This window comes from Sphingomonas sinipercae, assembly GCF_011302055.1.
GTDB lineage: Bacteria > Pseudomonadota > Alphaproteobacteria > Sphingomonadales > Sphingomonadaceae > Sphingomicrobium > Sphingomicrobium sinipercae.
Window position 1 is genome coordinate 1,055,991 of record NZ_CP049871.1, and the last position, 13,404, is coordinate 1,069,394.

At 65.5% G+C, this 13,404-nt stretch carries 16 protein-coding genes; 4 read left to right on the forward strand and 12 right to left on the reverse strand.

The window, feature by feature from the left end:
• Positions 1 to 63: 63 nt before the first annotated feature.
• The gene (locus G7078_RS05535; protein WP_166093831.1) at positions 64 to 1,437 is read left to right on the forward strand and encodes an AmpG family muropeptide MFS transporter; all 1,374 of its coding nucleotides are present in this window, start codon (positions 64 to 66) and stop codon (positions 1,435 to 1,437) included.
• On the opposite strand, the gene G7078_RS05540 is transcribed toward G7078_RS05535, so the two are convergent.
• The 4 genes from G7078_RS05540 to G7078_RS05555 are packed head-to-tail and all read right to left on the reverse strand — an operon-like array spanning position 1,434 to position 4,580.
• On the reverse strand, positions 1,434 to 2,732 hold the full coding sequence (locus tag G7078_RS05540) for a bifunctional folylpolyglutamate synthase/dihydrofolate synthase (protein WP_166093833.1): 1,299 nt from the start codon (positions 2,730 to 2,732) through the stop codon (positions 1,434 to 1,436). The genes G7078_RS05535 and G7078_RS05540 overlap by 4 nt on opposite strands.
• Entirely contained in the window at positions 2,732 to 3,586 is an 855-nt protein-coding gene (gene accD, locus G7078_RS05545; RefSeq protein WP_166093835.1) for an acetyl-CoA carboxylase, carboxyltransferase subunit beta, read from the reverse strand. The genes G7078_RS05540 and accD overlap by 1 nt, the downstream gene beginning before the upstream one ends.
• 56 nt (positions 3,587 to 3,642) lie before the next feature.
• Positions 3,643 to 4,314, reverse strand: a complete 672-nt coding sequence (gene pyrF / locus G7078_RS05550; protein ID WP_166093837.1) for an orotidine-5'-phosphate decarboxylase — start codon at positions 4,312 to 4,314, stop codon at positions 3,643 to 3,645.
• Positions 4,311 to 4,580: a LapA family protein gene (locus G7078_RS05555; RefSeq protein WP_166093839.1), complete on the reverse strand. Its 270-nt coding sequence runs from the start codon at positions 4,578 to 4,580 to the stop codon at positions 4,311 to 4,313. Before G7078_RS05555 ends, pyrF begins: the two co-directional genes overlap by 4 nt.
• Before the next feature lie 178 nt (positions 4,581 to 4,758).
• On the opposite strand from G7078_RS05555, the gene G7078_RS05560 reads away from it, so the two are divergent.
• Both G7078_RS05560 and G7078_RS05565 read left to right on the forward strand, forming a co-directional pair.
• A complete protein-coding gene (locus G7078_RS05560; RefSeq protein ID WP_166093841.1) occupies positions 4,759 to 6,030 on the forward strand; it encodes a serine hydrolase domain-containing protein in 1,272 nt (423 codons plus the stop codon).
• A gap of 80 nt (positions 6,031 to 6,110) precedes the next feature.
• Complete coding sequence (locus G7078_RS05565; RefSeq protein ID WP_166093843.1) at positions 6,111 to 6,605, forward strand: hemerythrin domain-containing protein; 495 nt, start codon at positions 6,111 to 6,113, stop codon at positions 6,603 to 6,605.
• Between the two features lie 78 nt (positions 6,606 to 6,683).
• Here G7078_RS05565 and G7078_RS05570 read toward each other — a convergent pair whose 3' ends face one another.
• From G7078_RS05570 to G7078_RS05595, 6 genes are all read right to left on the reverse strand, one after another.
• Positions 6,684 to 7,922 (reverse strand): L,D-transpeptidase family protein, encoded by a 1,239-nt coding sequence (locus G7078_RS05570; RefSeq protein WP_166093846.1) that lies wholly within the window; start codon positions 7,920 to 7,922, stop codon positions 6,684 to 6,686.
• A gap of 222 nt (positions 7,923 to 8,144) precedes the next feature.
• Positions 8,145 to 8,696, reverse strand: a complete 552-nt coding sequence (locus G7078_RS05575; RefSeq protein WP_166093848.1) for a L,D-transpeptidase family protein — start codon at positions 8,694 to 8,696, stop codon at positions 8,145 to 8,147.
• A 108-nt stretch (positions 8,697 to 8,804) separates the two neighbouring features.
• Positions 8,805 to 9,110 (reverse strand): hypothetical protein, encoded by a 306-nt coding sequence (locus G7078_RS05580; protein WP_166093850.1) that lies wholly within the window; start codon positions 9,108 to 9,110, stop codon positions 8,805 to 8,807.
• Between the two features lie 87 nt (positions 9,111 to 9,197).
• Complete coding sequence (locus G7078_RS05585; RefSeq protein WP_166093852.1) at positions 9,198 to 9,761, reverse strand: hypothetical protein; 564 nt, start codon at positions 9,759 to 9,761, stop codon at positions 9,198 to 9,200.
• Positions 9,761 to 10,078, reverse strand: coding sequence for a GNAT family N-acetyltransferase (locus tag G7078_RS05590; protein ID WP_166093854.1), 318 nt, complete (start codon positions 10,076 to 10,078; stop codon positions 9,761 to 9,763). Before G7078_RS05590 ends, G7078_RS05585 begins: the two co-directional genes overlap by 1 nt.
• 45 nt (positions 10,079 to 10,123) lie before the next feature.
• Positions 10,124 to 10,303 (reverse strand): hypothetical protein, encoded by a 180-nt coding sequence (locus G7078_RS05595; RefSeq protein WP_166091710.1) that lies wholly within the window; start codon positions 10,301 to 10,303, stop codon positions 10,124 to 10,126.
• Between the two features lie 162 nt (positions 10,304 to 10,465).
• Between G7078_RS05595 and G7078_RS05600 the strand changes: the two genes are divergently transcribed.
• Positions 10,466 to 10,732, forward strand: a complete 267-nt coding sequence (locus G7078_RS05600) for a hypothetical protein (RefSeq protein WP_166093856.1) — start codon at positions 10,466 to 10,468, stop codon at positions 10,730 to 10,732.
• Here G7078_RS05600 and G7078_RS05605 read toward each other — a convergent pair whose 3' ends face one another.
• Positions 10,733 to 12,583, reverse strand: coding sequence for a M61 family metallopeptidase (locus G7078_RS05605; protein WP_206367431.1), 1,851 nt, complete (start codon positions 12,581 to 12,583; stop codon positions 10,733 to 10,735).
• 73 nt (positions 12,584 to 12,656) lie between these two features.
• A complete protein-coding gene (locus G7078_RS05610; protein WP_166093858.1) occupies positions 12,657 to 13,373 on the reverse strand; it encodes a DUF72 domain-containing protein in 717 nt (238 codons plus the stop codon).
• Positions 13,374 to 13,404: the final 31 nt, after the last annotated feature.

Consider the following 13,404-nt stretch of genomic DNA (forward strand, 5'->3'; position numbering starts at 1 on the left):
CTGTTCAGCGGCGGGCGTGCTGCTAAGCTTCTTTCAGAAGACGAACAGAGCGAAGGGTGGGGCATGAGCGAAGCAGTAGCGGGGCAAGCAACCGGCTGGAGGCGATCGATCCCAGCGGGCGTGCGCCCCTACACCGAAGGCGCACCGCTGGCCGCCTTGTTCCTCGGCATCTCGTCGGGCTTTCCTTACGCGATGATCGGCGCGACGCTGACCACCCGGCTGAAGCAGGACGGCATCGACAAGTCGACGATCACCGCCTTCACACTCGTCTTCCTCGCGTACAATTTCAAGTTCCTGTGGGCCTGGATCATCGACGGCGTCCGCTTGCCGCTGCTCGCCCGGCTGGGCCAGCGCGTGTCGTGGATGCTGGTGACCGGCGCGCTGGTGATTGCCGCCGTCATTAACCTGGCGCTTGCCGACCCGGCGGCAGGCATCGGCACGATGGTCACGGCAGCAATCCTGGTCGGGATCGCCGGCGCGACCTTCGACATCGTCATTGACGCTTATCGCATTGAGATCCTGGAGCCGCGCCAGCTCGGCGTCGGGTCGGGCATGTCCCAATATGGCTGGCGCATCGGTTCGGCCGGCGCCGGCGCGCTCGCGCTCGTCGTTGCGGCGCGAAGCGACTGGACCAACGCTTACCTCGCCTGCGCCGCGCTCGCGCTTCCGGCGATGATCACGGCGCTGGTGTATGGCGAGCCCAAGCGGCATCGCGATCCCATCGAACGGCGCGGGATGGGCGAAGCGGTCGCGGCCGTGTGGCGGCCGTTCACCGAATTCTTCCAGCGCCAGGGCGCGTTCCTGGTGCTGCTGTTCATCCTGCTGCACAAGATCGGCGACACGCTGGCCAACCTGACGTTCCGGCTGCTGTTCGACGACCTTGGCTTCAGCAACGACGAAATCGCCATCTGGGACGTGGGTGTCGGCTTTTGGGCCTATCTGATCGGCATCTTCATCGGCGGAATCCTCTACGCCCAGCTCGGCATGAAAAGGTCGGTGCTGATCAGCCTGATCCTGATGGCGGTGTCGAACTTCAGCTTCGCGCTGCTGGCGATGAGCGGGCATAGCAATATCGGAATGGCGGCGGCGATCGGGTTCGAAAACGCCGCCAGCGGTATCGGCGGGGTCTGCGTCGTCGCTTACTTCTCGGCCCTGTGCGACCTGCGCTTCACCGCCTCGCAATATGCGCTGATCTCCGCCGCGGCGAGCATCGTCGGGCGCTTCCTGACCGGGACGACGGCAGGCGCGCTGATCGAGGGTATGGGTTATGTGAACTTCTACCTGCTGACGACGCTCGCTGCAGTGCCCGGAATCCTCCTGTTCTGGTGGATGATGCGCGCGGGCCTGGTCGACAGCTCGATCGGTAGCGCGGGCAAGGCTGGGGAAGGCGACGTGCGCTCCGAACATCCGGACGAGGAACGGCCCGAAACGGCTTAGTCGGGCATTTCGCCGTTGGCCCTGAGAATCGCGCCGGCAAGGTAGAGCGAGCCGAGGATCGCGACGGGCGACCCGCGCGCGGCCGAAAGCGCGGTCATGGCGTCGGGAGCCGCTGTCGCATCGGGGAAGCCGAGTTCGCGGGCCAGCGCCGCCAGTTGTCCCGGGTCGTGGCAGGCGTGATCCGGTACCGGGACGGCGACCAGTGGAGAGCCTGAGGCCGCCAACGGCTTGAGGATTCCGGAAGCGTCCTTGTTGGCGAGGATCCCGACGACCAGCAGCGGGCGAGGGCCGTCCAGGTGGGACAGCCAGTCGCCAACGCGCTCCGCGGCGTCCGGATTGTGCCCGCCGTCCACCCAGATCGGCCTGCCGGTCAGTGCAGTAAGCGGGCCGGCCTGGAGCCGTTGCAGCCGGGCCGGCCACCGCGCCGCGACCGGCATGCGTTGCAGCGCGACGACTGGCACGTCGACGCTGCGCTGATGGCGAAGCATGGCGAGCGCGAGCGCGCAATTTTCCGCCTGGTGGGCGCCGGCGAGGTGAGGCAGCGGCAACTGCAACGCGCCCTCAGAATCGCGGTAATCGAGCTTTCCGTCCTCAACCGCGAAGTGCCAGTCGCGGTTCGCGGCGAACAGTGGTGCGCCCTGCTGCTGCGCAACGCGGGCGACGGTTGCAAAAATGTCTTGCGCATAGTCGCCGACGACAAGCGGGACGCCAGGCTTGGCGATCGACGCTTTTTCATAAGCGATCCCCGCCGGGTCGGCGCCGAGGAATTGTTCGTGGTCGACGCCAAGCGCGGCAATGCCGCAGACTGCGGGGAGTTCGAGGACGTTGGTGGCGTCCAGGCGTCCGCCAAGCCCGACCTCGACGATGCAGGCGTCGGCGGGGAACTGCGCGAAGGCGAGGAAGGCGACGGCGGTTGCGACCTCGAAGAAGCTCGGCTGAATGTCGGCGCCGACATCGAGCACTTGGGTAAGCAGTGCCGCCAGCGCGTCGTCCTCGATCAGCTTGCCGGCGACCCGGATCCGTTCGTTGAAGCGAACCAAGTGCGGACTGGTGAAAGCGTGCACGCGCTGTCCCGCAGCTTCGAGCCCGGCGCGCAGGAAGGCGCAGGTCGAGCCCTTGCCGTTGGTGCCGGCGACATGGAACACCGGAGGAAGCGAGTCCTGCGGACGCCCGAGCCGGTCGAGCAGTCGGGAGATGCGGTCGAGCCCGAGCTGGTCGCCGCCCGGGGACAACATCGACAATCGGTCGAGCTGGGCCTGGACAGCGGCGCTGTCCGACCGCGCGAAATCGGCCATTAGGCCGCTTTCTTCTCCGGCGCGAGATAGCCCACCAGTGCGGCCAGCCGCGTCTTCAGCTCGATCCGCGGCACGACCATGTCGATCATCCCGTGAGCGAGTAGATATTCCGCACGCTGGAACCCTTCGGGAAGCTTTTCGCGGATCGTCTGCTCGATGACCCGCTGGCCGGCAAAGCCGATCAATGCGCCCGGTTCCGCGATCTGCACGTCGCCCAGCATCGCATAGGAAGCGGTGACCCCCCCCGTGGTCGGATCGGTGAGGATGACGATGTAGGGCAGGCCGGCTTCGGCCAGCTCCGCCAGGGCCACGGTGGTCCGAGGCATCTGCATCAGCGACAAGATGCCTTCCTGCATCCGCGCGCCGCCGGCGGCCGTGTAGAGGATGTAGGGCGCCTTCGCCTCGATCGCGGCGCGCACGCCGGCGACGAAAGCCGCGCCGACCGCAATGCCCATCGATCCGCCCATGAACGCGAAGTCCTGGGCGCCGACGATTGCGGTGCGCCCGCCGACCTGGCCGCGCGCGTTGAGCAAGGCGTCGCGCTCATTGGTCGAAGCGCGGGCCGCCTTCAGCCGCTCCGAATAGCGCTTGCTGTCACGGAACTTCAGCGGGTCTTCGCGCACCTCGGGCGATGGCAGCAGCTCATACTCGCCGTCGTCGAACGTATATTCGAAGCGCAGCTTGGGCCCGATCCTGTCGTGGTAGTCGCACCGCGGGCAGACGTGAAAATTGTCTTCCCATTCCTTGAGGAAGACCATCGTCCCGCACTTGCGGCACTTGTGCCACAAGGTTTCGGCAGATTGGCGCTTGGGCAGGAACGGAATGCCGTTCCGAACGCGGCTGAGCCAGCTCATTTCTCACTCCCGGTCATCACGGCGCGGGTAGGCGCAAGCCGCCGCAATTGTCCACTCTAGAGGGTGCCGGCGATGTCGCGCGCAGCCTGCGCCGGGTCTTCTGCCTTGGTGATCGGCCGCCCGATGACCAGCACCGAAGCGCCCGAAGCGCGAGCCTGGCGCGGCGTCACCACCCGCTTTTGGTCGCCGCTGTCCGATCCCGAAGGCCGCAAGCCGGGAACCACGAAGAAGCCGTCGGGCCAGGCGCGGTGCGCGGCTTCGACCTCTGCGCCCGAGCAGACGATGCCGTCGAGGCCGGAATCGCGCGCGAGGGCGGCCAGCCGCTCGACTTGCTCGGCCGGCGCGGCGGCAACGCCGATGGAATCAAGGTCGCCAGCGTCGAGGCTGGTCAGCACCGTCACAGCGACGACTTTGGTCTCGACGGGCGCCGCGGCCTTGGCCTGCTCCAGCATTGCCCGGCCGCCGGCGGCATGGACGGTGACGATGGCCGGCCGCAAATCCGCCAATGCGCGCATCGCGCTGGCGACGGTGTTCGGGATGTCGTGCAGTTTGAGGTCGAGGAAGATAGGCAGGCCCGTCGCGGCGACCTTGGCCACGCCCGCCGGCCCGTTGGCGGCGAAGAATTCCAGCCCGAGCTTGACCCCGCCGACCGTCCCGCGAAGCGAGGCGGCGAGGTCGACCGCCTGCTGCGGATCGGGCGTGTCGATGGCGACGAAGACCGGGTTCATTCGAAGACTTCCTCGGGCCGCGTAATCGGCGGGACTGGGGGCGGTACTGCGGCCGGACGATGCTTGGCATTCCAAAGCCGCGCCTTGTAGGTCGCCCAGGCCGGAAGGAAGCCCGCCAGGAACATGATGAGGAGCAGCAGCGGCACCTTGATGTCCAGCCGCAGATCGCCCCACAGGCTGAGCGTAACGTCCTGCCAGTTTCGGATCGCGAACAGGATGATCAGCGTCGTCACGGCAACCCACATCAGGGCTTTCAGGAACTTCATCGCGCGTCTCCCTCGCGCGCTTTAGCAGGCGGCGGCGCGAAGGCCAGCGGCGGCCTGTGTTTGTCGTGACGGACACTCGCTTCGTCGCAACCCGACTCTTCCCCCGTTGAGCGGCGATTCAGCAGCGGCAAGACAGCGCTTGGGGAGGGTCGCTTTGAGGATAGTCTATCTGGCCGGGGTGGCTGCGCTTGCGCTCGGCTTCGGCACCTTCATGGCGATCCGGACCGCGCCGGACGAGCAGGGCAAGGCCGCAGGTGCGGCGGTCGCTTCGCACGCGCGCCTGGCGACAATCGCGCCCGCTTCCCGGCAGGATGTCGATTATTCCGTGTTGGACGCGCGGCTGCAGCGACTGATGGACAAGCCGGCGATGGTCGGCATGGCGGTGGGGATCGTCGAGGGCGGCCGGATCACCTTCCTTCGCGGCTATGGCGAGACTGCCGCCGGTTCGGGCGAACCGGTGACGCCGCAGACTGTGTTCCGCTGGGCATCGGTTTCGAAAGGGCTCGCGGCGACGATGGTTGCCAAGCTTGCCGAGCAGGGCAAGATCAACCTCCAGGCGCCGGTCGCGAACTATAGCGCGACGCTGAAGCTTCCGGCGGGAGCGGAGAACAGGGCAACGGTTTCCGACCTGCTCAGCCACCGGCTCGGCCTCTATCGCAATGCGTATGACAACAAGCTGGAGGAGGGGCAGGACCCGCGGCTTCTCCGGCAGACGCTGGCGCAGCTCAACCTGATCTGTCCGCCCGGCAGCTGCTGGAGCTACCAGAACGTCGCTTACGATGCCGCGTCGGAAATCGTCGCCCGGCAGACGGGGGAAAGCTATCCGCAGGCGGTGGGCCAGATGCTGTTCGGCCCGATCGGGATGACGAGCGCCAGCGTCACGATGCAGGGGTTGACCAGCGCGCAACGCTGGGCGCGGCCGCACAATGCGGGGCGCAGGGCGGTCGAGCTGACCGATGCCTATTATAAGGTGCCGGCGGCCGGCGGGGTCAACAGCGACATCAAGGACATGTCGCTGTGGATGCTGGCGCAGATGGGTGAGATGCCCGGCGTCATTTCGCCCAACGTGCTCAACACGATCCACGCGCCATTGGTGAAGACCCCGGGCGAGCGGGGACGGCTGCGCAAATTCCTCGAGCGGGTCGGCACCGCCTGGTACGGCTACGGCTGGCGGAGCTATGACTATGCCGGGCACCGGATCGTCGGCCACCGCGGCGGCGTCAACGGCTATCGATCCCTGATCCTGTTCGACCCGCAAAAGAAAAGCGGGGTCGTCGCGCTTTGGAATAGCAACACCAGCCAGCCCGGCGGGCTCGAGTTCGAAGTGATGGACATGATCTATCACCTGCCGGCCCGCGACTGGATGGAGATCGACAGCAAGAAGCCCGCGGCGCCGGCGCCGGCCGAGGAAGAAACCGCGCAGGACAGCGGCGATGGAGCGCGCCGCTAGCCTTCCCCGGCTCGTTCGAAATCGGTCACAGGAACATCACTGCCAGCGCGTTGGTTCAACCTTCCAACAAGGAGATTGGCATGGCTGAAAAGACGATGGACGCGGTTGCTTTGCTTAAGGCGGATCATCGCCGGGTCGAGGACCTGTTCGAACAATTCGAAAAGGCGAGCGGCGACGGCCGCAAGGAAAAGCTGGCGCGCGAAATCTGCCGCGAGCTGATCGTTCATTCCATGCTTGAGGAAGAAATCTTCTATCCGGCTTGCGAGGGGAAGATCGAAGAAGACCTGCTGAAGGAAGCCTTCGTCGAGCATGATGCCGCCAAGGTGCTGATCGCCCAGATCGAAGATGGCGAGCCCAGCGACGAATTCTACGACGCCAAGGTCAAGGTGCTCCAGGAGGAAATCGAGCACCATGTGAAGGAAGAGGAACAGCGGCTCGAAGGCCTGTTCTCCCAGGCCCGCAAGGCGGGGCTGGATATGGACGCGCTCGGCGAGCAGATCGCGGCGCGCCAGGCCGAATTGATGGAGCAGACCAAGTCCGGTCCGCTGCCCAAGCCCGAGCTGACGACGATGTAACCGGCAGCGCCGCTGCTCTTGCGAGCGGCGGCGCGCCGACTTCGGCTACGCGCTTGAAGCGCTAGCCTTTTTCAATGCTTAGTTGGTAGCGACCTGGCTGCCCGGCTGCGGGTCCCATCCGTAAATGTCCTTCACGAACGTCAGCTGCCCGTTTTCGGGCTGTGCCGTCAGGTAGGTGGTGAACACCGGCACGCCGCGCGGCAGTTGCTCGAACTGCTCGGCGCCGTTGCTTGGCTTGACGGGTTCATGCCCGAGCAGCCAGCGGGCGAAGCGCGGCGCGTCCTCAAGACGCACGCAGCCGTTGCTCTTGTCGCGGCTTGCGAGCTTGAAATAATCCCGCATCGGCGTGTCGTGGAGGAAGATGTCCTCCGGATTGGCGAACGGGAATTTCATGTCGCCCATTGAGTTTGCGCCGCTCGGCTTCTGCCGGACGCGGATCTGAATGGTGCCTTCCTTGACCGCTTTCCAATCGATCGACTTGGGGTCGAGCGCCGTCGATTCCGGGGTCCAATCTTTCATCACTTCATAGCCGCGCGCCTTGAGGTAGGCCGGGCCCTGGGCAAGCACGCCGGGGGCAACAGTCTTGCGCACCAGGTGGTGCGGCACGTTCCAATAGGGATTGTGCACCATGTAATAGATCATGCTGGCGATCATCGGCGTCGGCAGGCCAAGCTTGGTCTTGTCGCCGACCACGACCTTCATCGAATCGACGACCTGGCCGTTTTCGAACATCAGCAGCCGCTGCGTGGCGGCGTCGACCACCGCAAACTTGCCGGTCGCCGGGATCGATCGCGCCCGGTCGAGGTTGGCGACGACTCGCGGATCCGGCGCCGACGTCCCGGTCGCCTGCATCCGCTGCCATTCGGCATCCCGAATCTGGGCGTAGACTGGGTTGAGGGCAGACACCGAATTGAGGTGCTGGGCAAGCGACGCGGACCCGGCAGCGATGGACAGGATCTGGTCGGCCTGCGTGTTCCTCGGCTTGAGCATGTCATAGGCGTAGATCATGCCCGGGGTCGGCCGCTTGAGCGACTTGACGTAGAGCGTCCAGGCTTCAGACAAAGTATGTTCGGCATAAGCGACACTGGCCGGATCGCGCCCCGCGGCGCGCTGCATCGCTGCCTGGACGGTGGCGGCGAGCGCCGGCCCGTTGGCCAGGCCATCCAGCGGTGCCCGATTAAGGATGCGCATAAGATCGGCGGTCGCCGGCTTGGCGACACCGCCCTGGAACCAGATCGGCGCGAACTTCCACCCGCGGTAGAAATTCTGGACCTCGGACGAAGTCGCAAGGCCTGCCGACTGATAGGGCAGGGCCACGGCGACGGGGGGCGGAGGCGGCGCCTTCCGCGCAGATGCAACGGCAGGATGGAGGAGCGAGGCCACGAGGGCTGCTGCGGACAGGATTCCCGGTTTCATCATGGAAACCTACGTTAACGGTCCGCCCTGAACAACGCATGACCCGTGGCCGTGCGCGAAAAGGGCGGACCGTTGCATCGAAGACTCAGTCCGGCGTTGGGGCTCCGCCGATAGTCTTCGCGGTTAGGCGCCAATCAGGATCGGCGTGCCGACGCTGGTGGTCTTGAACAGCTTGGCGGCGAACTCCTTCGGCAGGCGGACGCAGCCGTGCGACGCCGGGCGACCGGGATTATGACCGGCGTGGAGCGCAATGCCGTACTGGTCGATGCGCTGCATGAACGGCATCGGCGCATTGTCGTACTTGCGCGAGTGATGCATCGGCTTCTTTTCCAGCACCTGGAAAATGCCGGTCGGCGTCGGGTTGGTCGAGCGGCCACTGGACACTGAAGAAACCGCCATCAATTCGTCGCCGCGATAAAGGTAGGCGAGCTGGTCGGAGAGGCTGACGACGACGCGTTCGTCGCCCTCGGCCGGCGAAACATCACGCCACAGATACTGGCCGGGCTTGAGGCTGCTCTTGCCGAACGTCGCGGCCATGTCGCCACGCGCGGTGGCGGCCGCGTCGGCCGCAGCGGCCTTGGCTTCATAGGTTTCCATCGAAGCGGCCGGGGCTGCGGTCGGAACCGCAAATGCGAACGCACCCGTCACCGCCAGCGCAATAGCTAGCTGTTTCATTTTGCACCTGAATTTAAGTGTTGACTTTTGCTGTTCTAATGCACCGTGCGCGATTCGGGTTCCCTTTCGAGTCGCGTTTCGACAATTTAAATGAGGCGGGTGTCGACCCTAGAACTGGAAGGAGATTCCGACCGCTGCCCGCTTGGAGCGCTTTTCCGGCGTCATGCCGTCATTCGACGCCCGCCGCTTCTTGGCCGTTTCGAAAAATCCGATGCCGACCATGGTGCGCGGCGCGACCTGGACCCCGGCAATGATCCCCCGCTTGCGGCGCAGCACACCGCCGGGGGTCGTGTAATTGACGATCGGGAGCGCGAAGCCGCTGCGGTCGAGCGGCGGTAGTGCGGGCGATTCCAGATTGGCCGATGGAAGGTCGAGTTTCGCCACTTCGCCAGCCGGTCCGGCGGCAGAAGCCAAGAACGTCACTGCAGCGGCGAAACCTAACACCGGTGCGCCTTCCCTGTTTAGCCCAAGTCGGAAAACTTCCGGGCTACCCAGCGGTTCCTAGTCGGTCTCGCTCGCTTCCAGCGGCGCGGCCGCGATCAGCAGCCAGCCCGCGGCAATGAAGCTGGCGGCGAAGACCCAGGCGAAGGTCGCGACGATTTCCGGCGTCGGGCCGAACAAGCCGTAGACGATGATCGCTACGGGAAGGCCGCCCAGCAAGAGGATACCAAGGAGGAAATCGACGATGGCGGCGAGATGGACCCACGTCTTCAACGGGCTGCGCGACCGCTGGGCGGAGACGAACAAGGCCGCCGCGCGCACGACCAGCCACAAGATGACCATGTTAAGGACCGCGAAGAAGTCGGCCGTCGGGTCGAGCTCGAGCCGCAGTCCGGCGAGCAAAGTCGCTGCCGCGGCGATCCCGGCGCTGAGATGGTGGGTCCGCCGAGCTGCGACGGCGAAGAGTTCGATCGCGCCGGCGGCGATCAGCAACAGGCCAATGACCCGACGCGCGGGGATGTCGCCGAACGTCGGCAGGATCGCCGAGCCGAAGGCCAGCAGGAAAATGAGCGCGCCCGCGGCGCGGATGATCAGTCCCCGGCTATTGTCCGACAGGCCGGCCATCAGTCGTCCAGGCTCAACTTGGCCCGCCACCCATCGGCGAGGAGGTCGTGCGTTTCGGAATGCTTCTTCATGTAAGCGGCGAAGAACGGACACGACGGGATGACTTTGAGCTGCCGCTTGCGAGCAGCGGCAAGGGCCGCCTCGATCAGCCGCGTGCCCAACCCCTGTCCTTCATGGCTTGGCGGCACTTTCGTATGGGTGAAAGCGATCGTGCCGTCTTTCAGCGTATATTGGGCGACAGCTCGTTCATCCCCGAGGTCGATTTCGAAGCGACTTTCATCGGGATTGTCGCGAACGGCGATCTGCGCTTCGGCCATTCGCCGCTTCTAGCCATTCCGGCACGGCAACGCCATCGCAAGCGGTCAGTGCACCTGCTTGTTAGGCTCGCGCGGTTCGCAATCGACCTCGTCCAATGCTTGCAGCAAATCTTCGAAGCAGGGCGCGTCGTCGACCGGCCAGGCGCGGTCGAAGGTCGGGCCCAGTAGGTCCAAGTCCCGCTGGGTCAAAAGGCCGAAGGCCACGATGCGCCGGTTATCATTCACAGTGCATAGAACGCCGGGAGCGGACGAGAGTGCCTTTAAATCGGCCGATGCGGGACAAGTTAAATCCGGAAACGCCAGAGCGCGCCGGCGGCGCGGCGGAGCGAACTTCCGTCGCCGATGCCTGCCCTTATGCTTGGACGCGTCGAGGGTCGGAGAATAAAAGTGGCGTGGATGATCGGCCGCACCGAAGCGGTGAACAACCCGGAAGGTGCACGGCGCAAGGCGCTGGAAAAACTACGAAATTTAGTAAATCTGGATGACCCGGAGGGGGTCGTTGTGCCGATCCTGCTGGACGCCTTGCTGATGGTCGAAAGCTATCGCGGCGCCCGCCATCAAGTCACCTTCCTCCCGGAGCTCACAGCGAGCGTCGATGCGATGCTGCGCGAGCTGACCATCGTCGAGAAGGCCGAGGCCTGGGCGGCCGAATAGCTATTTGGCAGGTGCCGGCTCGGCGCCCAGCCAGGCTGTGCGGAAGGCCTGCTGGGCCGGCGAGAGCGTCTTTCCGATCGCCTCGTCCCGCACGATTTCCACCGTCGGGTCGCCAACGAAGGTCAGCATGGCGGTGCGCTCATGGCCGCGCTGGACGAAGCGGACGGCGACCGATTGGCCCGGCTTCGTTTTGGCCAGGACTTTGTCCCAATCCGCCTTGCTCTCGATCTTGGCGCCGGCGACGCTGAGCAGCCGATCGCCACGTTCGATACCCGCGATGTAGAGCGGCGATCCCGGCTGCGTGGCGCTGTCCAAGGACAGCTCGTTCTTCGTCGCGGTCAGGTCGACGTCGCCCGCGAAGGCCTTGCCGGGGTTGGCGGGCCGGACGGACAGTCCCGCCTGCGCGAGCAACGGAGCAAGATCAGGCAGCGCGCTGCCGCGGATGAAGCGCGTGAAGACGTCGCTGGCAAAGGCCGGGTCGCGGGTGAATTCGGCCAGCCCGCGTTCGAGGTCTGCGGTCGTGAACGGCCGTTCGTTGACCCCGTTGCGAAGCCACATGTGGCGCATGAAGCCGTCCAGCGAGAGGCCGCGCTGCCGAAGCATCAGGTCCAGGGACAGCCCGATCGCGGCGCCGTAGGGGTAATAGTTGGTGATGATGTTGGGCGTCGTCGGATCGACTGACGTCGCAGCGTCGACGAACGGGGCCCGAAGGCTCATTTCCAGCGGCGAGCCGAAGCTTCGGCCCGGCCCGTTGGCGACGTAATTCCAGGTGCCGGCAAGGCCCTGCAGGAAGCGGTCCGTGCTCGATTCCCCAGCGCGGCGAATGAACAACGGCCCGTAATAGGTCGTGAAGCCTTCCGCGAACCATAGAGATGGCGTCGGATTGGCGCGGGTGAAGTCGAACGGCTCCAGCTCGCGCGGGCGCAGGCGCTCGACGTTCCAACTGTGGAAAAACTCGTGGCTGATCGTCCCCAGCTGCGCATAATCGCTGGCCGCGAGCCCGCCGCGCCCGCTTACGATCGTCGAGTTGCGGTGCTCCATCCCGTCGCCGCTCGCCTGCGGCATGGCATCGACGATGAAGGTGTACGTACCCGTGTCATAGGGGGCAGGGGCGCCGAACACCGCGATTTCCTGGGCCACCACCTTTTGCGTCTTCGCCATCAGTTTATCGACGTCCGCGGCGGTGCCTTCATGGTGAACCGCCAGCCGGATGGTTCGCGGCCCGCCGGGCGAGGGAACGGTCCAGCTGCGCATGTCGAAGTCGCTCAATTCCGCCGGGCTATCCATCAGATATTGGAAATTGGGCGCCTGGAATGTGAAGGGGTCGGCGGTCGGGAACAGCTGGGTGGCAACCTTCCAGCTCGCGTCGAACGGCTTGAAGCGGACGGTGACCGGTCGGTCGTCATAGCCCGTAGCCCACATCAGCGTCGCCGGCATGTTCAGATGCGCGTGGGTGGGATCGATCTGCGCGTAGGTGCCGTCGCCGCGGTCGGCATAGAGCGTGTAGGTGACTCGAACCGTCCCGTCGCCCGACGGCAGCACCGTCCAGCCGTACGGGTCGCTCCGGATGATTGCGAGCGGTCGTCCGGCGCCGTCGCTCGCCGAGACTGCGTAAACGTTCTTCGCAAACTCGTGGAGCGCGTAGCGGCCGGGGGAGGAGCGCGACATTTGGTATCGCATCGGACCCGGCCGGACGGCGCGGTAGGTAACGGTAATCCGCGCTTCGTTATGGACGGCGTTGTCGAAGCTTAGCGCATATTCGACCGGAGGCGCGGAAGGCTGCCGCTGCGCGGCCACCGGCATCGCGGCGCCAAGTGCAGTAGTGAAAGCGAGGACGTGCGGCAGCTTCATCGGATGCTCCGGATCGCAAAAGAGGCCGGAGCGTAGCAAGATGTTGCGCCGCCACAACAACCATCTTTCGGGGTCAATCAGGCGCAAACATGCCGGCCAAAGCCAGCGCGTCGGAAGTGGCGGCGGACGAGGCCGTGTTGTCGAAAATGCACCAGGAGTCAGGCGCGCCGTCTTCGCGGATCCCGGCGGCGACTTCCGCGATCCGGTCCGCATAGCTGGACCGATACATCACCGGCGATCCGTGCAGCCGCCAATAGGCCAGACCGCGCCAGCCGCCCGGCCGCGCGGCAGCTTCGCAAATCGCGGGATCGGCGGCCACGCGCGCCACTTCGTGATGGTCGAGCAGCGCATCCGCCTGATCCGTGAACCAGCTCAGGTGGCGCGGCTCGCAAGCAATCCGCGCCGCTGTCCGGCCGCGCAGGTCGCGGAAGAATGCGGACGCCACCGCGGCGTCGAAATCGAGCTTGGGTGGAAGCTGCACCAGCAACACGGCGAGCGCGTTGCCCAAATGGTGCGCCTGTTCGAGGAAGTCGCCGACGAGGTCGTTGCAGCCGGCCAGCTTCGCCTGGTGGGTCACCGTCCTTGGAAGTTTCACCGAGAAGCGGAAGTCCTGCGGCACGCTATCGCGCCAGCGCTGCCAGGTCGAGGCGCGGTGCGGGCGATGGAAGGAGCTGTTGATCTCAGCCGCGCCGAAGCGAGTGGCATAGCGCTGGAGCGAGGTGCCTTCGCCAAATTCGTCGGCAACCTGTCTAGGGATCGCCCATCCGGCAGTGCCGATTTTGACCGTCATGCCGCCCTAACGCCGCCGATTGCGGGAGGTG

Coding starts and splice junctions, on each gene's coding strand:
- G7078_RS05575 (WP_166093848.1), bottom strand. CDS start 8,696: ATGAAACAGCTAGCTATTGCGCTGGCGGTGACGGGTGCGTTCGCATTT.
- G7078_RS05585 (WP_166093852.1), bottom strand. CDS start 9,761: ATGGCCGGCCTGTCGGACAATAGCCGGGGACTGATCATCCGCGCCGCG.
- G7078_RS05540 (WP_166093833.1), bottom strand. CDS start 2,732: ATGGCCGATTTCGCGCGGTCGGACAGCGCCGCTGTCCAGGCCCAGCTC.
- G7078_RS05555 (WP_166093839.1), bottom strand. CDS start 4,580: ATGAAGTTCCTGAAAGCCCTGATGTGGGTTGCCGTGACGACGCTGATC.
- G7078_RS05610 (WP_166093858.1), bottom strand. CDS start 13,373: ATGACGGTCAAAATCGGCACTGCCGGATGGGCGATCCCTAGACAGGTT.
- G7078_RS05565 (WP_166093843.1), top strand. CDS start 6,111: ATGGCTGAAAAGACGATGGACGCGGTTGCTTTGCTTAAGGCGGATCAT.
- pyrF (WP_166093837.1), bottom strand. CDS start 4,314: ATGAACCCGGTCTTCGTCGCCATCGACACGCCCGATCCGCAGCAGGCG.
- G7078_RS05535 (WP_166093831.1), top strand. CDS start 64: ATGAGCGAAGCAGTAGCGGGGCAAGCAACCGGCTGGAGGCGATCGATC.
- G7078_RS05605 (WP_206367431.1), bottom strand. CDS start 12,583: ATGAAGCTGCCGCACGTCCTCGCTTTCACTACTGCACTTGGCGCCGCG.
- accD (WP_166093835.1), bottom strand. CDS start 3,586: ATGAGCTGGCTCAGCCGCGTTCGGAACGGCATTCCGTTCCTGCCCAAG.
- G7078_RS05590 (WP_166093854.1), bottom strand. CDS start 10,078: ATGGCCGAAGCGCAGATCGCCGTTCGCGACAATCCCGATGAAAGTCGC.